The organism is Bradyrhizobium nitroreducens, from assembly GCF_002776695.1.
Taxonomy (GTDB): Bacteria; Pseudomonadota; Alphaproteobacteria; order Rhizobiales; family Xanthobacteraceae; genus Bradyrhizobium; species Bradyrhizobium nitroreducens.
On the sequence record NZ_LFJC01000003.1, the window covers coordinates 3,663,418 to 3,683,806 of the forward strand.

The window sequence follows — 20,389 nt, forward strand, 5'->3', positions numbered from 1 at the left end:
TCTAGCTGATTCGCGCAGCCGACCGGCGGGGTGGCAAATCCATCCGGAGTACCCCGGGGGCCTACCGCCAGATCCGGCTGAGGAACCGCGAGGTGCGTCCGCCCCGCGGACAGCAGTCTCGCCGCTTCACGAGGCCGTGCTGCAGTAATCGCGCCAGAACTGGCGATACCCCGCTTCGAGCTCGCGCGTGTAGATCTCGACATTGCCGGCGGGCGAGGCTGCGATCTGGGCCGGCAAGCCCGCGCGCAATTTCGCCAGATACTCGGGCTGCGACGCAAATTTGCGGGCGATCTCGACATAGCCGTCGTCATCCTCTGCGACCCAGTCGCCAAGACCGACGGCGCCCACGATGGAGGCGCCGGCACGCGAAGAGGCTCCAATGCCGAGCTTGGCGACGACGGGAACGCCCTTGTAGAGCGACTCCCAGGTGCTGATGCCCCCGTTTTGCGGGAACGTGTCGAGGGAAATGTCGATCTGATCAAAGGCCTTCAGATGATCCTCGCGCGAGGTGGTGCCGAGGCACGTGATGCGCTCCTCCGCAATGCCCTGCGCGATGAGGCGTGCGACCAGGCTGTCGCGCAGCAAGGGATCATCGAGCAAACCATGCTTGAGGACGATCTTCGATCCCGGCACCTCCCGCATGATGCGCGACCACACGCGGATCGCGTCGTCCGAGATCTTGTAGATGCGGTTGAACACGCCGAAGGTGACGTAGCCGTTGCGGAGCATCGGCAGCTCGGAAGGCTGCAGATTGGTCACCGGCTCCATCGTGATCAGGCACGGCAGATCGTGGATCTTTTCCGGAAACAAATGCCGCGCCGATGGCGGAATGAAGATGGGATCGGCGAGCACGTAATCCATGGTCGGCATGCCCGTGCCCGTCGCGTGTCCGAAGCCGGTGGCCTGGATCGGAGCCGGCTTCCGAGCGAAGCATTGCAGCCGGTTGCCGGTCGTATGGCCGGAAACGTCGATCAGGATGTCGACATTGTCGGCCTGAATACGATCGGCGAGTTCGTCGTCCGACATCTGCCAAGCGTCGACCCAGACGTCCGCCATCTGCTTGAACATGGCGGTGTACTCGTCCGCCCCCGGCCAAGAGTAATAGCAGATGATCTTGAACTTGGCGTGATCATGATGGCGCAACACGGGCAGCAAGGTGAGTCCCGCCGAGTGCTGCCGGAATTCCGCGGCGACATATCCGACCACGATGCGCTTGTCCGGATCCAGCGGCCGCTTCGGCAGCGTCCTTTGCGGAATCCTAGAGCCGATCGCATCCCACCAGGACTTTCGTACAGCCTGCTGGACCGCGAAATCCGCCTCCGCAAGGTAGTCCAGCAGGAAGATCTTGCCTCTGATCGCGTCGCCATAGTCCGGTCGGAGCGCCAGCGCACGATCGAGATATTCGATCGCAGATTCCATCTCTCCCTGGTTCGAATAAGCGAAGCCCAGCAGCGCCAACCCGATCTCGGAGCGCGGGTTGCGCTCGATCAAGGTCGTCGCGGCCGCCATCGCCTGCGCGGTCTTTCCCATGACGAGGCAGACTTGCGCCTTGCCCCGCAGCGCCAGTTCGAGCTTGGGCGAAATCGCAAGCGCCGCATCGAAATCCGCAAGGGCCTCGTGCAGGCGCTGCAGCTCGTAGCTGAGCCGCCCGCGCTGCGCCAGGATGCGCGGCGCGCCCGGCTTGATCGCGAGCGCCTGGGCGAACTTGGCTGCGGCCTCCTCGTGGTGCCGCAGCTCCATGCTGACCATGCCGCTGCCGACGATGGCCTCGGCGTGACGCGGCTGAAACAGCAAGGCGCGATCGAAACTCTCCTTGGCGCGCGTGATCTGCCCGAGCACGATCTCGACCATGCCCCGATTGCAGAGCGCGTCGGCATAATCCGGTTTGATCTTGATGGCACGCTCGTGCATCTCGAGCGCCTGCTCGTACAGCCCCATATGCATCAGCGTGTTGCCGAGATTGGTCAGCGCAACGGCGAAATTCGGCTTCAGCGCGATCGCCCTCTCCTGGCAGCGCCGTGCCTCTTCGTAGTTGCCGAGGTCGAAGTACACGGTCGCGAGGTTGTTATGGGCATCGTGCAGGCGCGGATCGAGCGCAATCACGCGCTCGATCAGCTCTTTCGCCTCCTCAAGGCGCCGGCCATCATGGGCGCACATGCCAAGCAGGTGCAGGGCGTCGACATGATCCGGAAGGGCTTTCAGGATCTCCCGGCACAGCGCCTCGGTCTCGGTGTATCGGCCCTGGCCATAGGCGTTCGCCGCAGCGGCCATCACGGCGTCGGCCTGCTTCATCAATTTCTTCTGCAATCGCGCGTTCTGGAATGCACGCGCGCCGCCGCCGCTCTTCTGCAAGGTGATCTCTCCGGAGGATGCCCTCGCAAGAGTCTAACTGATTCGCGAGCCTCGCCGACCGCCACCGGCCCCGGGGTTTTCCGGGGCTCGGCGCAACATCCGGCTACGGCTCCATGCCCGAAGCGTCGGCACAATGGTCGTGCCAGAACCGGCGATAGGCCGCCTCGACCTCTCGGGTGTACCGTTCGACATTGCCGGCGGGCGAGGCCGCGATCCGGGCCGGCAGCTCCGCGCGCAACCTCGCCAGATGCGCGGGCTGCGCCGCGTATCTGCTCGCGATCGCGGCATAGCCGTCGTCATCCTCGGCGACCCAGTCGTCCAGGCCCACCGCCGCCACGATCGAGCCGCCGGCGCGCGAGGAGGCGCCGAGGCCGAGCTTGGCGACGACCGGAACGCCCGCATAGAGGGATTCCCAGGTGCTGATGCCGCCATTCTGCGGGAACGGGTCGAGGGAAATATCGACCTTGGCAAACGCCAACAGATGGTCATGGCGCGAGGTCGAGCCCAGGCAGGTGATATTATCTTCGGCGACGCCATGGGCCACAAACCGCGCGATCAGGCCATCACGCAGAAGGGGATCGTCGAGCAGCCCGTGCTTGATGATGATCTTCGAGCCAGCCACCTCGCACATCACCTTCGACCACACCCGGATCGCCTCATCGGAGATCTTGTAGATGCGGTTGAAGACGCCGAAGGTCACGTGACCGTTGCGGAGCATGGGGAGCTCCGAGGGCGGAACATCCCGGATGGGATCGATCGTGATCAGGCACGGCAGATCATGGACCTTCTCGGCCAGCAAGGGACGCGCCGAAGGCGGAATGAAGATGGGATCTGCGAGCACGTAGTCCATGGTCTGAAGGCCCGTGCCCGTGGCATGTCCGAAGCCCGTGACCTGGATCGGGGCCGGCTTGCGGGCGAATACGCCAAGCCTGTTGCCGGCTGTATGCCCGGATACGTCGATCAGAATATCGATCCTGTCGGCCTGGATGCGATCGGCCAGCTCGTCGTCCGAAAGCTGTGCGGCCTCCACCCAGACGTCCGCCAGAGGCTTGAACCGCTCCGTGACCTCGTCCTGCAACGGCCAACAGGAATAACAGACGATCTCGAACCTCGAATGATCGTGGTGACGCAGCACCGGCAACAGCGCGAACGCTGCCGAATGGTTCCTGAATTCCGACGCGACATAGCCGACGACGATCCGCCGGTCCGGGTCGAGCTGCCGGGGCGGCAATGTCCGTTGCGGCAGTCTGGCGCCGATCGCCTCCCACCAGGATTTTCGCGCCGCCTGCTGGACCGCGAAATCAGCCTCCGGCCAATAATCCAGGATGAAGATCTTGCGTGCGATGGCATCCGCATAATCCGGCGAGATCTCGAGCGCCGCGTCGAGATGCTCGAGCGCCGTCGCGACATCTCCCTGGTTGGCATAGCAGGCGCCGAGAAGCACGATGGCGTAGTCGGATCGCGGATGGTCCTCGAGCAGGGTCTTGACGGCCGCGATCGCCTGCGTCGTGTTGCCCAACAGAAGGTTGACTTGCGCTTTCCCGCGGAGCGCGAGCTCGAGCCGCGGCGATTGCGCCAGCGCCGCGTCGAAGTCCGCCGCCGCCTGCTCCAGCCGGTAGAGATCGAAGTTGAGCCGTCCGCGCTGCGCCAGAATCCGCGGAGAGCCCGGCTTGATCGCGAGCCCTGCTGCGAGGGCAGCTTCCGCCTCCTCGTAGTGCCGGAGCTCGATGCATACCATGCCCTTGCCGGCGAGCGCCTCGGCGTGCCGCGGCTGGAATGCGAGGGCGCGGTCGAAACTCTCCTTGGCTGGCTCGGGCCGGCCGATCATCAGCTCCGCCATGCCGCGGTTGCAGAATGCATCGGCATAGTCCGGCCGCAGCCGGATGGCGCGTTCGTGAACTCCGATCGCCTGCTCGCCGAGGCCGATGTTGAGCAGCGTATTGCCGAGATTGGTCAGGGTGATCGGACAATTCGGCTTCAGCGCAATGGCCTTCTCCTGGCTTGCGCGGGCGTCCTGGAATTTCTGGAGATCGAAATACACGGCGCCGAGATTGCCATGAGCATCGGGCGAACGCGGATCGAGCGCGATCGCGCGTTCGAACAGCTGCTGCGCCTCCTCCAGCCGCCCGCACTCATAGGCGCGCAGGCCGAGCAGGTGCGTGGCGTGGAAATGATCCGGAACCTCCTTCAGGATCTCGCGGCAGAGTGTCTCGGCCTCGGCGACTCTGCCCTGCCCGAGCGCCTCGATCGCGAAGGACATGACGGCGTCCGCCTGCTTCCTCAACTTCTTCTGCAATCGCGCATTCTGGTACGCGCGCGCGCCGACACTGCTCTGCAAGGTCTCTCTCCGGGGAATCGCCCGAAAAGAGGCAAAGCTGATTCGCTGGTGCCAGGCTGGCGGCTCGGTCAGGCCGGCGTAGCCCCCGGATTGCAGCTGCTCAGCGCAGGATCTGGCTCAGGAACAGTTTCGTGCGGGCATGCTGGGGTGCCGCAAAGAATTCGTTCGGGGTGTTGGCCTCGATGATCTGGCCGGCGTCCATGAACACGACGCGGTTGGCGACCTCGCGGGCAAAGCCCATCTCGTGGGTGACGACCAGCATGGTCATGCCCTCCTCGGCGAGGTCCACCATGGTGTCCAGCACCTCCTTGACCATCTCGGGATCGAGCGCCGAGGTCGGCTCGTCGAACAGCATGACCTTCGGGTTCATGGTCAGGGCCCGCGCGATCGCGACGCGCTGCTGCTGGCCGCCGGACATCTGCCCCGGAAACTTGTTGGCCTGGTGCGGGATCTTGACCCGCTCCAGGAATTTCATCGCCGCCGCCTCGGCATCCTTCTTCGGGATGTTGCGCACCCAGATCGGCGCCAGCGTGCAATTGTCGAGCACGGTGAGATGCGGAAACAGGTTGAAGCTCTGGAACACCATGCCGACCTCGCGGCGGACCGCGTCGACATGCTTGAGGTTGGGCCCTAGCTCGATGCCGTCGACGACGATCTCGCCCTCCTGGAATTCCTCGAGTGCGTTGATGCAGCGGATCAGCGTCGATTTGCCGGAGCCGGAGGGCCCGCAGATGACGATGCGCTCGCCCTTGCGGACATCGAGGTCGATGTCGCGCAACACGTGAAAGTCGCCGTACCATTTGTTGAGTCCGGAAATCTTGACGATGGGGTCGGACATGGGGACCTCGATCAGTTGCGACGATGGGCGTTGAGGCGGTGCTCGACGAACAGCGAGTAGCGCGACATTCCGAAGCAGAAGATGAAGTAGATGATCCCGGCAAAGGCGAAGCCGGTGAACGCGGTCGAGGGCGTCGACCATTTCGGGTCCGAGAACGATGCCCTGAGCGAGCCCAGCAGATCGAACAGCGCCACGATCGAGACCAGCGACGTGTCCTTGAACAGCGAGATGAAGCTGTTGACGAGATTCGGAATGACGTGGCGCAGGGCCTGCGGCAGCACGATCAGCGAGGTCGTCTTCCACCAGGACAGCCCCAGGGCCGCCGCCGCCTCGCCCTGCCCGCGCTGGATCGCAGCAAGCCCGCCGCGGACGTTCTCGGCCTGGTAGGCGCCCGTGAACAGCGCGATGCCGATCAGCGCGCGGACGAGGCCGTCGACGGTGAAATTGCCCGGCAGGAACAGCGGCAGCATGTAGGTGGCGAAGAACAGCACGGTGATCAGCGGCACGCCGCGCCAGAACTCGATGAAGGCGATCGAGAAGATCCGGATCAGGGGAATGGTGGAGCGGCGGCCGAGCGCCAGCGCAATGCCGATCGGCAGCGAGGTGACGATGCCGGTGACGGAGACCACCAGCGTCACCAGCAGGCCGCCCCACAAATTCGTCGCCACGACCGGCAGGCCGCCGCTATCGAGCCCCATCAGCTTGATCACGGCGGCGATGGCGACGAAGGCAACGATGCTGGAGGCAAGAGCGCGCCAACCTGTGCGCAAGCCGCCGCCGAGGCCGAAGGCGATCAGGGAGACGATCACGGCCGTGACGGCGAAATCGGCCCAGACCGATTGACCCGCTGCCTGGATCTGATCGCGCAGCCAGGTCAGCGGCAGGATCAGCCAATGGATTGCCGTGCCGATCAGCACGACGAAATTCCCGACCACCCACAACAGCGGTCCGACGGCCGACGTCTTGCTGAGATCGAGCAGGGCCTGCCCGGCACCGATGATGCTGTCGTCGAACAATTCCAGCAGACCGGCCGTCCAGCTGAGGCCAAAGCCCTTGATGCCGCCGCCGTGCAGCAGGAAGAACGCGACCACAGGAAAGGCGACGAAGAACAGGCTGGCGTTCAGTCCCTTCGCCGGCAGACGCGGCACGAGCAGCGGCACCAGCAGGACCACCGCGAGGACGAATGTGAGGTTGACCCGCCAGCGCTCGGCCTCGGGATAGAAGCCGTAGATCAATTGCGGCAGCTTGGCCTGGATGTAGGGCCAGCAGGCGCCGACCGCAAAGCCGACGTTCTCCGTGAGGCATGCTGCGCGGTCCTTGCCGCTCCAGACCGCATCGACCATCAGGAACCTGACCGAGGGAACGATGGTGAACCACAGCAGCAAGGCGCCCAGGACGGTGAGCAGGATGTTGGTCGGCGAGTTGAACAGGCGCGTGCGCATCAGCCCGACGAAGCCCGTGGTCTTCACCGGCGCGGGACGCTCGGCGAGAAGGTCCCGGCGGACGAAGCTGCTCGAGGCGATATCGTTCATGCGCCCAGACTCCGGCTGACGCGCCAACCGTAGACGCTCATGATCGCGCTGGTGAGCAGCGAGATCAGGAGATAGATGCCCATCGTCATGGCGATGATCTCGATCGCCTGCCCGGTCTGGCTCAGCGACGTGCCGGCGAACACCGAGACGAGGTCGGGATAGCCGATCGCGACCGCCAGCGACGAGTTCTTGGTGAGATTGAGGTACTGGTTGGTCAACGGCGGCACGATGACGCGCATGGCCTGCGGCACGACGACCAGCCGGAGCGTGGCGCCGCGGCTGAGACCGAGCGAGGCCCCTGCCTCCATCTGCCCCTTGTGGACCGACAGGATTCCGGCGCGCACGATCTCGGCGATGAAGGCAGCGGTATAGGTCGACAGCGCCAGCGTCAGCGCCACGAATTCCGGGATGATCCGGGAGCCGCCGGCGAAGTTGAAACCCTTGAGCTGGGGAAGCTCGAAGGTGAACGGCAAGCCGAACACCAGCATGGTGGCGAGCGGCAGGCCAACGAGCAGACCCAGCACATAGGGCCAGATCCGGATCACCTGCCCCCGCTGAAACAACGCGCGCCGGGCATGAAAACGCAGGGCCAGCGCCGCGACGATGCCGAACGCCAGCACCACCAGGAATGGCGCCAGGCCGCTGCCGCCGATCGGGCTTGGAATGACGAGGCCGCGATTGCTGATGAAGGCGATCCCGAGCAGGGAGATGCTCTGGCGCGGATTGGGCAAGGCCGCGAGAACCGCGAGGTACCAGAACAGGATCTGGAACAGCACCGGCAGGTTACGGATGATCTCGACATAGATCTCGCCGACACGCGACAACAGCCAGTTTGGCGACAGCCGGCACAGCGCGACGATGAAGCCGATCAGCGTGGCGAAGACGATGCCCACCACCGAGACCACGAGCGTGTTCAGCAGCCCCACCACGAACACGCGCAGGAACGTGTCCGACCCGGTATAGGAGATCAGGGTCTGGTTGACGTCGAAGCCGGCATTGTTCCTGAGGAAGCCGAAGCCGGCCGCGATATGCTGGTTTTCAAGGTTGGCGCGGGCATTGGAGACGATCTCATAGCCGATCCAGCCCAGGATCGCCGCAAAGGCAAGCTGGACGGCGACGCCGTTCCAGCCTGCCTTGCCGCCCAGAATGCGCCTGATCTTCAGCGCGATCTGGGGCGGCGGTTTTCGGGCCTCGGTGCTCATGCCGCCGCCAGCGGATCAGGGCGATCAGCGGATCGGCGGCGCGTACTGGAGACCGCCCTTGTTCCAGAGATTGTTGAGACCGCGGTTGATGCCGAGCGGCGAGCCCGCGCCGACATTGCGATCGAACACTTCGCCGTAATTGCCGACCGCCTTCACGATCCGCACCACCCAGTCCTTGGTCAGGCCGAGCTGTTCGCCGAAATTGCCGTCGGTGCCGAGAACGCGCTTCAACTCGGGATTTTCCAGCTTCGCCTTCTCGTCGACGTTCTTCGAGGTCACGCCGAGTTCTTCGGCGGTGAGCATCGCGAACAGCGTCCATTTCACGATGTCGAACCACTGGTCGTCGCCATGGCGCACCATCGGGCCAAGCGGCTCCTTCGAGATGATCTCGGGCAGCACCATGTGGTCGTTGGGATTGGCGAGCTTCAGGCGGTTGGCGTAGAGGCCGGACTGGTCGGTGGTGAAGACGTCGCAGCGCCCGGCTTCATAGGCCTTGACGGTCTCGTCGTTGGTGCCGAACGCGATCACCTCGTACTTCATGTTGTTGGCCTTGAAGTAGTCGGCGAGATTCTGCTCGGTGGTGGTGCCGGTCTGCACGCAGACCGAGGCGCTGTTGAGCTCGAGCGCCGAATTCACCTTGAGCGACTTCTTCACCATGAAGCCCTGCCCGTCATAATAGGTCACGCCGGTGAAGTTGGCGCCGAGCGAGGTATCGCGCGAGATGGTCCAGGTGGTGTTGCGCGAGAGCACGTCGATCTCGCCGGATTGCAGCGCGGTGAAGCGGTCCTTGGCGGACAGCGGCACGTACTTGACCTTGCTCGGATCGTTGAAGATCGCGCCGGCGATTGCCTTGCAGACGTCGACGTCGAGGCCGGTCCAGTTGCCCTTGTCGTCGGGCGAGGAGAAGCCCGGCAGGCCCTGGCTGACGCCGCAGGACAGCATGCCCCGGTCCTTGACGGTCTTGAGCGTTTGCGCATCGGCGGCTTGGGCGGAGAGGCCGGCGGCGATAGCAAGGGTGAGAGCCAGGGTTACGCGTTTCATGGGCTTTGGGCCTTTCAAAGTCATCTCAAGGAACGTTGTCTCAGGATCATCCCTGCCGGGCCAGGCGTATGGGCGCCAGCCCTGCAAGAGTCATGCTGAAAAACCTTGCCGAACACTCGCCGATCCCGAGAGGCCATACCTTAATCCCCGCCGCTGGCGCCCGCCCTCTTGTTTTGGCTGTGGCGCAAGGTTCGGTCAGACGATGGATCGAAGGTCGCGGCAGGCCCCTCAACATGCGGCGACTGAATAGCACCTGCGCATCACAGAACGACTGGCGTGCCGGGTCAAGGGGTTGACGGGACTCTTCTGTGTTCTGTTATTAACGACAACGGCCATCGGCCGGCCTGCAGGGCGCCTTCCGCGTCAGGCGGAAACGCGGTTTTGAAAGCAGACGCATGGATTCCTCGCACCCCCAAGAGCAGCACGCCGAAACCCGCCTGGTCACCTCGGGCCGCGACACCAAGGCGCAGAAGGGGTTCGTCAATCCGCCGGTGTTCCATGGCTCGACCGTACTCTATCCGACCGCCGAGGACCTGCACGCCCATCGCGGCGAGTTCACCTACGGCCGCCACGGTTCCCCCACCACCAAGGCGTTCCAGGAGACGCTGATGGCGCTGGAGGGGCCGCAATGCGCCGGCGTCGGCATCGTCCCCTCGGGGCTGTCGGCCATCTCCACCACCCTGCTCTCCGTCCTGAAGACGGGCGACCACATTCTGGTCGTCGACAACATCTACCGGCCCTCGCGCAATTTCTGCAACGGCATGCTCGCCCGCTACGGCGTCGAGACCACCTATTTCGACCCGCTGATCGGCGCCGGCATCGACAAGCTGTTCAAGCCGAACACCCGCGCGGTGCTGGTGGAGGCGCCGGGCTCACAGTCATTCGAGATGCCGGACATTCGCGTCATCGCCGCCGTCGCGCATGCGCGCGGCGCGCTCGTCATCGACGACAACACCTGGGCGACGCCGCTCTATCACCGCTCGCTTGAACAGGGCGTCGACATCAGCATGCAGGCCGCCACTAAATATATCGGCGGCCATTCCGACATCATGTTCGGCACCATCTCCGCCAATGCCAAGACCTGGCCGACAGTCGCCGAAGGCATCCGTCTGCTCGGCGTCTGCGCCGGTCCCGACGACGTCTTTCTCGCGCTCCGCGGCCTGCGCACGCTGTCGGTACGGCTGGCGCAGCATCATCGCTCCGGCCTCGACATGGCGCGCTGGCTCGCTGCTAGACCCGAGGTCGCACGCGTGCTGCATCCGGGCCTGGAGACCGATCCCGGTCACGCCATCTGGAAGCGCGACTTCACCGGCGCATCCGGCCTGTTCAGCATCGTGCTGAAGCCGGCGCCGCAGAAGGCCGTCGACACCATGCTCAACACGCTCAAGCTGTTCGGCATGGGCTTCTCCTGGGGCGGCTTCGAGAGCCTTGCGATTCCCTTCGATTGTGACGCCTATCGTACGGCGACCAAGTGGTCGCCGGGTGGCCCGACCCTGCGCCTGCACATCGGGCTCGAGAGCACCGACGACCTCAAGGCCGACCTCGATCGCGGCTTTGCTGCCCTCAAAGCGGCAATGTGAGCCTGCTCACAGGGCATTGCGCCTGCGCACGCGCCACCGCGCGCCCGGGGACGCGCGTGTGCGCCGGGGGAACGTGAGCCACCTGTAGACGTTAACGCCGACGCGCCAACAAAAGGTTTGATCCTCAAGCATTTGGCGCTAGCCTCACCAATCGACTCTCGTCCGGACACGGAGCATGGGAACGTTGGTACTGCTCGATCTGATGGGCGGCGTGGCGCTGTTGCTGTGGGGCCTGCACATGGTCCACAGCGGGATTCTGCGCGCCTTCGGTCCCGACCTCAGGCGGCTGCTCGGCAAGGCGCTGAGCAACCGCGTCAGCGCCTTCGCCGCCGGCCTCGGGCTCACCGCCCTGCTCCAGAGCAGCACGGCGACCGCCCTGATCACCAGCTCGTTCGCGGCAGAGGGTCTTGTCAGCCTCGCCGCCGCGCTCGCCATCATGCTCGGGGCCAATGTCGGCACGACGCTGATCGTGCAGGTGCTGTCGTTCAACATCGCGGCCGTTGCGCCGGTCCTGTTCGTGCTCGGCCTCGTCGCGTTTCGCTCCGGCCCGCGCTCGCGGATCAAGGACATCGGCCGCGTCTGCATCGGCCTCGGCCTGATGCTCCTCTCGCTGCACATCCTGCTCGACACGCTGGCGCCGGCCGAGAACGCGCCCGGCGTGCGCGTCGTGATGTCGGCCATCACGGGCGATCCGGTCCTGTGCATCGTCATCGCCGCCCTCGTCACCTGGGCCGTGCATTCGAGCGTCGCCAGCGTGCTCTTGATCATGTCGCTGGCCTATTCGCAGTTCATCACGCCCTACGCGGCGCTGGCGCTGGTGCTCGGGGCCAATCTCGGCAGCGCCATCAATCCGGTGTTCGAGGGCGCCAAGCGCGACGATCCCGCGAGCTATCGCCTGCCGGTCGGCAACCTCGTCAACCGCGTCGTCGGGATTGCGCTCGTCCTGCCCTTCCTGAGCACCATCGCCGAGCACATGCATGCCTGGCAGCCCGATCTCGCCAGGATGACGGCAGCTTTCCACATCGCCTTCAATGTCGGCACCGCCGTCGTCTTCATCGGCCTGCTCGACACCATGTCGCGCCTGCTCACCCGCCTCTTGCCGGATCGCGTGCAGGAGGCCGACCCGGCCCGGCCGCGCTATCTCGACGAGACCGCGCTGGAAACACCGTCGCTGGCGCTCGCCGACGCCGCCCGCGAGACGCTGCGCATGGGCGATCTCGTCGAGGTCATGCTGCGCAAGGTGATGGCCGCGATGATGACGGGCGACCGTGCGCTGGTCGACCAGGTCTCGAAGATGGACAATCTCGTCGACGGTCTCGACGAGGCCATCAAGCTTTACGTGACCAAGCTGATGCGGGGCAGCCTCGACGAGAGCGAAGGACGGCGCGCGATGGAGATCATCTCCTTCGCCATCAACCTCGAGCATATCGGCGACATCATCGACAAGAGCCTGAGCGAGCTCGCCACCAAGAAGATCAAGCGGCGCTTCCAGTTCTCGGCGGAAGGGGCCGACGAGCTCGCTGCCTTCCACAAGCGCACGATGGACTCGCTGCGGATCGCGTTCGGCGTGTTCATGTCGGGCGATGCCAACGAGGCGCGCAAGCTGCTGGTGGAGAAGACGGCGCTGCGCAACACCGAGCTCGCCGCGGTGGAGCGGCATCTCGATCGCCTGCGCGAGGGCCGTCCCGAAACCATCGAAACCACCTCACTGCATCTCGACGTGCTGCGTGACCTCAGGCGCATCCATTCGCACATCTGCTCGGTCGCCTACCCCGTGCTGGATGCGGCCGGCGTGCCTTATCGCCGGACCGAGGCGGAGACGGCCGCCGTGCCCGCATCTGGCACGGCCTCGGCAATGCCGCGCTGAGGCAATCAAGCCGGCCGCGTGCGCGGCTTGATCTGCGTGAGCGCGACACCGGAGATCGCAAGCAGCCCGCCGACGATCAGCTTCGGCGTCATGCGCTCGCCCAGGAACAACACGCTCGACATCAGCGCAAACACCGGGAGCAGCAGGCCGAAGGGGGCGACGCGCCCCATCGAGCAGCGAGCGATCAGCCAGAACCACAGGCTGAACCCGACGATACCGCCGATGAAGATCGTGTAGGCGAGCGCCAGCCAGCCACGTCCGTCTGCGGTGACGAGGCTCGCCATCTGCCCGTATTCGAGCAGCAACGACATCACCAAGACTTGCGGGACGGTGAGTAACGACGACCAGCCCATCAACATCAGGGGATCGAACGGCCCATAACGCTTCGTCAGGACATTGGACACCGCGAACGCGAATGCTGCCCCGACCACGAGCAGCAACGGCAACGCATCTCCCGAAAGCCCGGGCCCTGCCGCCAGCACGACGACGCCGACGAAGGCCAGCACCACGCCACCCGACGTGACGAGAGACGGCCTCTCCGCGAGCAGCGGCCAGGCCAGCAGCACGGTGAAGGGCGTGGCGAGTTGGTAGGCAACGGCCGACATGCTGCCCGAGCCGAGCCCAAGACCGACATAGAACAGTCCGAAGTTCAGCCCGCCCAGGAACAGCGAAATCGCCGTGATCGGCCCAAGCTGCTGACGCGTGGGCCTTGCGACGAACGGTACCAGCAGCAGGGCGATGACCAGGAAGCGCAGCGCGAGAAAGAACAGCGGCGGAAACTCGCTCACGCCGACCTTGATCGCGACGAACTGGTAGCCCCAGAGCAAGGGAACGGCGACGGCGCAGACGATCTGGATGGCAGACATCGCTTTCAGCTCCCTTCAAGACCAAACAGTCCAGATATAGACGCGCCAAGGAACGGACGCGTCCATGAAATTGCTCATCTGATGAAGCAATCGAGAAGCGCATCGGCAGTCGCTTGCGACGCGGCCCGTGCCGGCGCCGTCTTGCCGGTCACTCGCAGCCCTTCGACGAAGCAAACGAGAATGCGCGCGGCGCTCGCGGGCTCGACACCATCGGCCAGCTTCCCCGCAGCCTTCGCGCGGGAGAGCGCATCCGCCACCCTGCCCTCCATCGCCTTGAAGAAGCTCGCGACGCGACGGCAGACTTCCGCATCCTTGCCGGCCAGTTCCATGGCGGTGGCCACCAACAGGCAGCCGCGCCGGCCATTGGCCCCGCTGGTACGCTCGACATAGCCGGCAAGATGAGTCCTGAGGCCGTCGACCGGGTCTTTGCGCGGGTCGAACTCGAAGTCAATCCGCGCCAGGGCATCGGCAATGTAGCGATCAAGCGCACGCAGGAAGAGCGAATGCTTGTCGCCGAATGCCGCATAAAGGCTGCCGCGCGAGAGTTTCGTCGCCCGAAGCAGGTCCGGCAGCGCCGTGCCGTGATAGCCGCGCGACCAGAACACATCCATCGCACGCTCGACCGCAGCCTCCACGTCGAAAGCTCGGGGCCGCCCGCGGGGCAATTGCACTCGGGATTGCTGGTGCATGCCTATATATGAACCGATCGGTCTTTAAATGGCAAGCATCATTCTTGGAGCAGGTTCGAGAGGACCTTGAGAGGCCTGCGTCTTGCTACCGCGGCTCAACGATCCAGCGTCTTCGAGGCCTTGCCGCGGTTCTTGAGGATCAGCATGATGTTGCGGATGTAGATCACCGTCGCCAGCGATTGTCCGAGGATGATGACCGGCTCGCGCTTCACGACGCCGTAGACCAGCGTCATCAGGCCGCCGCCCATCGAGCAGAACCAGAAAGCCATCGGCACCACGCTGTTGCCGGCGCGCTCGCTCGCGATCCACTGCACCAGGAAGCGCGCGGTGAAGAACAGCTGCGCGACGAGGCCGAATGCCAGCCAGAAATCGAACTTGGCGACGAAGACGTCGTAGAGATAGTTGCTCAGCGCCTGACCGTATTGGATGATCATGCGTTCACCTCGGTCACTTCTGGCGTCGGCTTCTTGCGGCGGATCAGCCACCACACGCCGACAAGATCCATGATTCCGATCCACAGCCGGTCGAAGAAGCCGTAGTTCGAGACGCCGGAATGGCGCGGCCGGTCGATCACGTCGACATAGGCGATGTCGTAGCCTTCGCGGCGGACCAGCGCCGGCAGGAAGCGATGCAGCCCGTCGAAATAGGGCATCATCAGGAAGACCTCGCGCCGGAATGCCTTCAGCCCGCAGCCGGTATCCCGCGTGCCGTCCTTCAGGATGGCGTTACGGACGCCGTTCGCCACGCGCGACTGGAATTTCTTGAAGCCGGTATCCTTGCGTCCCACACGCTGCCCCGCTGCGAGGCCGACGCGCCCTGCTCCCTTCTCGACCGCGGAGATCAGGTCGGGCAGAAAGGCCGGATTGTTCTGGCCGTCGCCGTCGAGGGTCGCCACGATCACCCCGCGCGCGGCGCGCACGCCGCTGCGCACGGCCGCGGATTGGCCGCCCGATCGGGCATGGCGGAGCTGACGCAGATTGCTCCGCTGCGCCATGATGGCCGCAAGCCGTTCGCCGGTTGCATCGGTCGAGCCGTCGTTGACGTAGATGATCTCATAAGCCCAGCGCCCATCGAGTGCCGCGTCGATCTCCGCGATCAGCGGCGCGATGTTGTCGGCTTCGTTGCGCACGGGAACGACGATGGAAACCGAAGGCGGGGAAACCGGCTGGGACGTCGACAAATCAAGGCTCGTGGTTGGCATTGGCCTGCCCCTGGGGAACCAAGGGCCACGGCAGGCAGCCGCTTTTATGGGGCGGATGCCCCGTGGGCAACCCTTTTGAGGCGGCCCGAGACCGCCCCCGGAAGCGGCACGATGGTGCCGTCGGCACGGATGGCAAAGCCGAGCCGCCTAGCCGCGAACCAGTAGCGGACTGCCATGGCGCCGACCATGCCGACCAGGGCGCCGGCCACGACGTCGCTCGGGTGATGCGCAACCAGCACCAGCCGCGTCAGCAAGATCACGATTGCGTAAGTGAACATGAACATGCGCAGGCGCGGCCACAATGCCGATACCGCAAACGCCAGGGCGAACGCTGCCACGGCATGGCCCGACGGCAGACTGGCATAGGCCCCGGATCCCTCGAACGGTACGAAGTTGAACGGATTGGGCTTGCCACCAACGAACGGACGTCCGCGACCGATGACATATTTCAAGATCTCGGCAACGAATGCCGATACGGCAATCGACAGAAACACGAACTGCAGCCGCGTGCCGAGCCCGAGCAGCAGCGCGCGTCGTGTGCCGTGCAGCCCTGCCGCAACGAGCGCCAGCACCACAAGCGCAGCTCCCAGCGCGATGAGCAGATACTCGTCCTTGCCGAAATCGGTGAGGATGCGGATCGGCCACAGGCTCGGCGTGCCGCGCGCCGGCATCAGCTGGATCTCGGTCTGGTCGAAGGCGACCATCAGCACGATGACGAGGGCCGCACCCGCCGCGCTGAGCCACAGTGAATGCCGCGCCAGCTTTCGGGCGGCCTCGGCGCGGCGCGAATGCGAGGGCGTGCGAACCAGCTGCGCCAGCGCGCGGCGCGACACGGCGAGCAATTGCGTAGGATAGCCCGGACGCGGGGCGGGTCTGCTCAAGGCCGACATTCTACTCGGTGCCTTCCGACCGGAAGATCGAGATCGAGATCGCGCGTCCCTGCGAGAAATTGTAGCCCTCGATGCGGGTGCCGACCTTGTAGCGCAGCCCGATCGCCTCGGCGCGCTGCACGAAGCTGCGCTCCGAGCGCTGCTCGACCAGTGCGAAGCGGCAGCTTCCCTGCCGCAGGAAATCCGCCGCGCCCGAGCCGTCGGTGAGCAGCGTCTGCGTGCCCGTCAGGAACACGAGGCTCGGCTCGTGATAGCCGGCAGCAGCCGCCTTCGGCCCGACGCACGTGACGTTGCGAAGCGCGCGTGCGACCTCGATGCTTGGGAATAGCGGCGTCAGTGACGGCAGCACGATGCCGTACACCGTCACCGCCAGCATCAGCGCGGCGACCAGCGCGTTGAGCAGCGAGCGCTCGGCGCGGTTGTTGTCGTAGAGCCACCACGCGAACAGGCCGAAGATCAGCGAGGCCGCGATGAACGGCCAGGCCACGAAGGCCGGCTGCCGCGTCAACATCACCGCGCCGACCACCGCGATGATCGAGGCGGCCGCCGGAATTGCGAACCACCAGGCCGAACCGCGCATCAGCCAGGAGCGCGACAGCACGCGCCGCTCCACCGCGCCGGCGGTGAGAATGGCGACGGCCGGATAGAGCGGCAGCACGTAATGCGGCAGCTTGGTCAGCACCGCCTCGAACACGATCCATGACGGGATCAGCCAGGCGAGCAGGAACTGTGCACCGGGCTCGCGCCGCGCCCGCCACACCGCGGGCGCCGCCATCGCCGCGAGCGGCGCGCCCGGCCAGAACGTGATCCAGAACAGCGCCAGATACATGCCGGGCGGCGCGCCGTGGGATTCCTGGGCGCCTAACTTGCTCAGCATGTCGCCGCCGACGGAGTCCGCAAAGAAGGCATCGCCCGCGCGCCAGAAGATCGCGACGAACCAGGGCAGCACCAGCACCAGCATCCACATCAGGCCCCAGACCGGGCGCAGCTTCCACAGCCAGGAGGCATCGCGGTCCTGGATCGCGAGCGCAACGATGGTCAGCCCTGCGAACATCAGGATCAGCGGCCCCTTGATCAGGATGCCGACCGCAAGCGCCGTCCAGAAGATCGCGGGCCAGCTCCAGGGCGGATGCGTCTCGTCCTCGGCGCGCTGCCAGGAGAGGTAAGCCCGCGCCATCGCGCCCATGGCGGCTGTCACGCAGAACAGCAGCATGGCGTCGGTCTTGGCGAGCCGCGCCTCGACGCCGAGCAGCACGGAGGCGCACATCAGGAGTGCGGACAGCACCGCGGCGCGCCGCGTGACGAAGCCGAGCGCGGCCCAATAGGTCATGAGCACTGCGCCGATCGCCCCGATCAGCGACGGCAGCCGGTAAACCCAGATGCGCAATTCAGCCTTCGGCAGCTTCAGCGCCGAGGCAGCTTCAACCGCAACCGATTGCAACCAGTAGATGCCGACCGGCTTCTTGTAGCGGACGTCCTCCTGGAAGCGGATATCGACATAGTCGCCGCTCTCGACCATCTGCTTGGTGGCCTGGGCGAACCGCGCCTCGTCGCGATCAACAGGCGGGATCGTGAAGAAGCCCGGCAGGAACAACAGCAGCGCACACAGCAGCAGGAAGGCAACGGCGCGGGCATGGCTGGCCGTGACGATGTCGAGCATGCTCACGAGTCGGCTGCCCGGATTTACGGGCGATTTCGGCTCGCGGGGCGCTCCAAAACGGGGGCTGGGATAGGTCTCGGCCATTGGTTCCGCTTACGCTGAAACCGCCATTCCGACAACCGGTTAAGGCCAAGGTCATTGAATTCGAATGACGACTGTGTCCGCGGTGCCCGTAGCGTCGATCACGGTGAGCCGCGCAAAGCCGGGACCAGGTGGATTGATCAGGCGCTGGCGGCGGCCGTCGATCTCGCCAAGCGCCATGCCGTTAACCATGACGGTCATGGGCAGCACGCCGCCGGCGACCTTGACCGGCATCGCTGCACTCTCCTGCCCCCCGGAGCGATCGACATCGATCCGCGAGCCGTTCAGCGGAAACTGGATATGCAGCGCCTGCTCGCGGCCGGTCCGCACCAGCTCGCCGACGGGGCGGAACCGCTTCAGCGGCAACGGCAGCTTGGCGTTGCTGGCGACCAGGGTTCCCCTCGGCGGCTTCGGCAAGGGAGCCAGCGTCTTGCCGGTGCGGGCGAAGGCATCGAACAGGATCGGTGCGGCGGCGACGCGCCCGATCAGGCCGGGAACCGGCGCGCCGTCGGGCCGGCCAACCCAGACGCCGATCGTCATCCGGCCGTCGAACCCGACCGACCAGGCGTCACGATAGCCGTAGGAGGTCCCGGTCTTGAAGGCGATGCGGTTGTGAGCGGCGTTCTCCGGCGGCGGCGTGCCCAAAAGCACGTTGCCGACCTGCCAGGCCGCGACCTGATCCAGCAGCCGGAGCGGCTCGCGGTCGTCCTTGTCCGCCATGACCTCGCGCAAAGGCTTGGTGGTGCCGAGGCGGGCGAAGCCGGTGTAGAGCTGGGCGAGATCCTGCAGCGTCACGCCGACGCCGCCGAGACCCATGGCGAGCCCCGGCGCTTCGTCCTTGGGCAGAACCAGATTGCCGCCGGCCTGGCGCAGCCGCGAGGCCAGCCGGCTCGAGCCGACGCGGTCGAGTAGCACGATCGCCGGCACGTTCAGGGATAATTGCAGCGCCTTCCTCACCGGCACCGTGCCCTGGAAGGTCATGTCGAAATTTTCCGGCGCGTAGGAGCCGAAGCGAACGGGACGATCGTCGATCAGGCTTTCCGGATGAACGAAGCCGTCCTCGAAGGCGAGCCCGTAGATGAAGGGTTTCAGCGTCGAGCCCGGCGAGCGGATCGCGCGGGTCATGTCGACCTGCCCTGCCCGGCTCTCGTCGAAATAATCGGCTGAACCGACGCGGGCGAGCACATCCCCGCTCTCGTTATCGACCACGATGATGCCGACCGAAATGTTGGGTCCGAGCGCAATGGCGCGGTCGCGCGCCAGCGGCTCCAGCACCTTCTGCAAATTCGCATCGAGCGTGAGCTTGATGACCGGCTTATCCTTCACCGTCGACAGCGCGGTGTCGGACGCATGTGGCGCCAGGATCGGCATCGGCTTGCGCAGCTTTGGCACGGGCACGGCCTTGGCCAGCTTTGCGTCGTCTGCGCTGACCACTTGCTCCTCGACCATGCGGTCGAGCACGCGGTCGCGCGCCTTGCGCGCGGCCTCGGGATGGCGGTCGAGCCGGCGCGTCTCCGGCGATTGCGGCAGCGCCACCAGGAGCGCGGCTTCGGCCAACGACAGGCGCTTCGGTTCCTTGCCGAGGTAGCCGATCGAGGCGGAGCGGATGCCTTCGAGATTGCCGCCGTAAGGCGCCAGCGCGAGATAGAGATCGAGGATCTGCTCCTTGCTCAGGGTCCGCTCGATCTCGATGGCGCGCACCATCTGCCGCAGTTTTGCGTACAGCGAGCGCTGCCGCCGCGGCTCCATCAACCGCGCGAGCTGCATGCTGATGGTCGAGCCGCCCGACACGATGTGGCCGCGCGTTGCGAGCTGCAAGGCGGCCCGCCCCAGCGCCAGCGGGTCGATGCCGTCATGGGCATAGAAGCGCTGGTCTTCATAAGCGAGCAGCAGCTTCAGATAGGTCGGGTCGACGTTGGCTTTGGCGTCGACCGGCAGCCGCCAACGGCCGTCGGCCATCGCATAGGCCCGCAGCAGCTTGCCGTTGCGGTCGACGATGGTGGTGGAGACCTGGCGGGCTTCGTCGAGCGGGAGCGGACCGAGCGAGTAGACCCAGCCGACGAAGCCGATGATGGCGAGGATGAGGATGAAGGCGGCGGCTGAGAGGACGCGAAGGCCCCCACCCCTTGCTCCGTCATGGCCGGGCTCGTCCCGGCCATCGACGTTCTTCGTCGCGGCAGCAAAGTCCGTGGATGCCCGGGACGAGCCCGGGCATGACGACGGAGTTTGGGGCGCGATCTCGCTCATGTCAC

General features: G+C 65.5%; 15 protein-coding genes. 2 read left to right on the plus strand and 13 right to left on the minus strand.

Translation table 11 applies throughout. From position 1 onward, the window contains the following. Nucleotides 1–126: 126 nt before the first annotated feature. The 6 genes from TSA1_RS17785 to TSA1_RS17810 all read right to left on the minus strand — a co-directional run bounded on the left by TSA1_RS17785 (nucleotide 127) and on the right by TSA1_RS17810 (nucleotide 9,303). On the minus strand, nucleotides 127–2,352 hold the full coding sequence (locus TSA1_RS17785) for an O-linked N-acetylglucosamine transferase family protein (protein ID WP_174718952.1): 2,226 nt from the start codon (nucleotides 2,350–2,352) through the stop codon (nucleotides 127–129). A gap of 103 nt (nucleotides 2,353–2,455) precedes the next feature. Next, complete coding sequence (locus tag TSA1_RS17790) at nucleotides 2,456–4,690, minus strand: O-linked N-acetylglucosamine transferase, SPINDLY family protein (protein ID WP_174718953.1); 2,235 nt, start codon at nucleotides 4,688–4,690, stop codon at nucleotides 2,456–2,458. Between the two features lie 100 nt (nucleotides 4,691–4,790). After that, entirely contained in the window at nucleotides 4,791–5,528 is a 738-nt protein-coding gene (locus TSA1_RS17795) for an amino acid ABC transporter ATP-binding protein (RefSeq protein ID WP_100177493.1), read from the minus strand. Nucleotides 5,529–5,539: 11 nt separating this feature from the next. After that, nucleotides 5,540–7,060, minus strand: coding sequence for an amino acid ABC transporter permease (locus tag TSA1_RS17800; RefSeq protein WP_100177494.1), 1,521 nt, complete (start codon nucleotides 7,058–7,060; stop codon nucleotides 5,540–5,542). Beyond that, complete coding sequence (locus TSA1_RS17805) at nucleotides 7,057–8,262, minus strand: amino acid ABC transporter permease (protein ID WP_100177495.1); 1,206 nt, start codon at nucleotides 8,260–8,262, stop codon at nucleotides 7,057–7,059. The genes TSA1_RS17800 and TSA1_RS17805 overlap by 4 nt, the downstream gene beginning before the upstream one ends. A gap of 24 nt (nucleotides 8,263–8,286) precedes the next feature. Further along, nucleotides 8,287–9,303: an amino acid ABC transporter substrate-binding protein gene (locus tag TSA1_RS17810; RefSeq protein ID WP_100177496.1), complete on the minus strand. Its 1,017-nt coding sequence runs from the start codon at nucleotides 9,301–9,303 to the stop codon at nucleotides 8,287–8,289. Between the two features lie 395 nt (nucleotides 9,304–9,698). On the opposite strand from TSA1_RS17810, the gene metC reads away from it, so the two are divergent. Both metC and TSA1_RS17820 read left to right on the plus strand, forming a co-directional pair. Continuing rightward, nucleotides 9,699–10,883 carry a cystathionine beta-lyase gene (gene metC / locus TSA1_RS17815; RefSeq protein ID WP_100177497.1) on the plus strand — a complete coding sequence of 395 codons (1,185 nt, stop codon included), beginning with the start codon at nucleotides 9,699–9,701 and terminating at the stop codon, nucleotides 10,881–10,883. A 175-nt stretch (nucleotides 10,884–11,058) separates the two neighbouring features. Further along, nucleotides 11,059–12,750 (plus strand): Na/Pi cotransporter family protein, encoded by a 1,692-nt coding sequence (locus tag TSA1_RS17820; RefSeq protein ID WP_100177498.1) that lies wholly within the window; start codon nucleotides 11,059–11,061, stop codon nucleotides 12,748–12,750. Between the two features lie 5 nt (nucleotides 12,751–12,755). Here TSA1_RS17820 and TSA1_RS17825 read toward each other — a convergent pair whose 3' ends face one another. The 7 genes from TSA1_RS17825 to pbpC all read right to left on the minus strand — a co-directional run bounded on the left by TSA1_RS17825 (nucleotide 12,756) and on the right by pbpC (nucleotide 20,384). Then, nucleotides 12,756–13,616, minus strand: a complete 861-nt coding sequence (locus TSA1_RS17825) for a DMT family transporter (protein WP_100177499.1) — start codon at nucleotides 13,614–13,616, stop codon at nucleotides 12,756–12,758. Between the two features lie 74 nt (nucleotides 13,617–13,690). Continuing rightward, entirely contained in the window at nucleotides 13,691–14,251 is a 561-nt protein-coding gene (locus TSA1_RS17830; protein WP_488226045.1) for a TetR/AcrR family transcriptional regulator, read from the minus strand. 149 nt (nucleotides 14,252–14,400) lie between these two features. Continuing rightward, nucleotides 14,401–14,739, minus strand: coding sequence for a lipid-A-disaccharide synthase N-terminal domain-containing protein (locus TSA1_RS17835; RefSeq protein ID WP_100177500.1), 339 nt, complete (start codon nucleotides 14,737–14,739; stop codon nucleotides 14,401–14,403). Then, a complete protein-coding gene (locus TSA1_RS17840) occupies nucleotides 14,736–15,506 on the minus strand; it encodes a glycosyltransferase family 2 protein (RefSeq protein ID WP_174718955.1) in 771 nt (256 codons plus the stop codon). The genes TSA1_RS17835 and TSA1_RS17840 overlap by 4 nt, the downstream gene beginning before the upstream one ends. Nucleotides 15,507–15,550: 44 nt before the next feature. Beyond that, nucleotides 15,551–16,396: a phosphatase PAP2 family protein gene (locus tag TSA1_RS17845; RefSeq protein ID WP_100177501.1), complete on the minus strand. Its 846-nt coding sequence runs from the start codon at nucleotides 16,394–16,396 to the stop codon at nucleotides 15,551–15,553. Between the two features lies 1 nt (nucleotide 16,397). Beyond that, nucleotides 16,398–18,140, minus strand: a complete 1,743-nt coding sequence (locus tag TSA1_RS17850; protein WP_100177502.1) for an ArnT family glycosyltransferase — start codon at nucleotides 18,138–18,140, stop codon at nucleotides 16,398–16,400. A 51-nt stretch (nucleotides 18,141–18,191) separates the two neighbouring features. Continuing rightward, nucleotides 18,192–20,384, minus strand: coding sequence for a penicillin-binding protein 1C (gene pbpC, locus TSA1_RS17855; RefSeq protein WP_100177503.1), 2,193 nt, complete (start codon nucleotides 20,382–20,384; stop codon nucleotides 18,192–18,194). Between the last annotated feature and the right edge of the window lie 5 nt (nucleotides 20,385–20,389).

What these genes read in the sequence shown, in the direction of transcription:
- pbpC (WP_100177503.1), bottom strand. Translation starts at nt 20,384, where the DNA reads ATGAGCGAGATCGCGCCCCAAACTCCGTCGTCATGCCCGGGCTCGTCC.
- TSA1_RS17850 (WP_100177502.1), bottom strand. Translation starts at nt 18,140, where the DNA reads ATGGCCGAGACCTATCCCAGCCCCCGTTTTGGAGCGCCCCGCGAGCCG.
- TSA1_RS17825 (WP_100177499.1), bottom strand. Translation starts at nt 13,616, where the DNA reads ATGTCTGCCATCCAGATCGTCTGCGCCGTCGCCGTTCCCTTGCTCTGG.
- TSA1_RS17810 (WP_100177496.1), bottom strand. Translation starts at nt 9,303, where the DNA reads ATGAAACGCGTAACCCTGGCTCTCACCCTTGCTATCGCCGCCGGCCTC.
- TSA1_RS17800 (WP_100177494.1), bottom strand. Translation starts at nt 7,060, where the DNA reads ATGAACGATATCGCCTCGAGCAGCTTCGTCCGCCGGGACCTTCTCGCC.
- TSA1_RS17835 (WP_100177500.1), bottom strand. Translation starts at nt 14,739, where the DNA reads ATGATCATCCAATACGGTCAGGCGCTGAGCAACTATCTCTACGACGTC.
- TSA1_RS17845 (WP_100177501.1), bottom strand. Translation starts at nt 16,396, where the DNA reads ATGTCGGCCTTGAGCAGACCCGCCCCGCGTCCGGGCTATCCTACGCAA.
- TSA1_RS17840 (WP_174718955.1), bottom strand. Translation starts at nt 15,506, where the DNA reads ATGCCAACCACGAGCCTTGATTTGTCGACGTCCCAGCCGGTTTCCCCG.
- TSA1_RS17820 (WP_100177498.1), top strand. Translation starts at nt 11,059, where the DNA reads ATGGGAACGTTGGTACTGCTCGATCTGATGGGCGGCGTGGCGCTGTTG.
- TSA1_RS17795 (WP_100177493.1), bottom strand. Translation starts at nt 5,528, where the DNA reads ATGTCCGACCCCATCGTCAAGATTTCCGGACTCAACAAATGGTACGGC.
- metC (WP_100177497.1), top strand. Translation starts at nt 9,699, where the DNA reads ATGGATTCCTCGCACCCCCAAGAGCAGCACGCCGAAACCCGCCTGGTC.
- TSA1_RS17805 (WP_100177495.1), bottom strand. Translation starts at nt 8,262, where the DNA reads ATGAGCACCGAGGCCCGAAAACCGCCGCCCCAGATCGCGCTGAAGATC.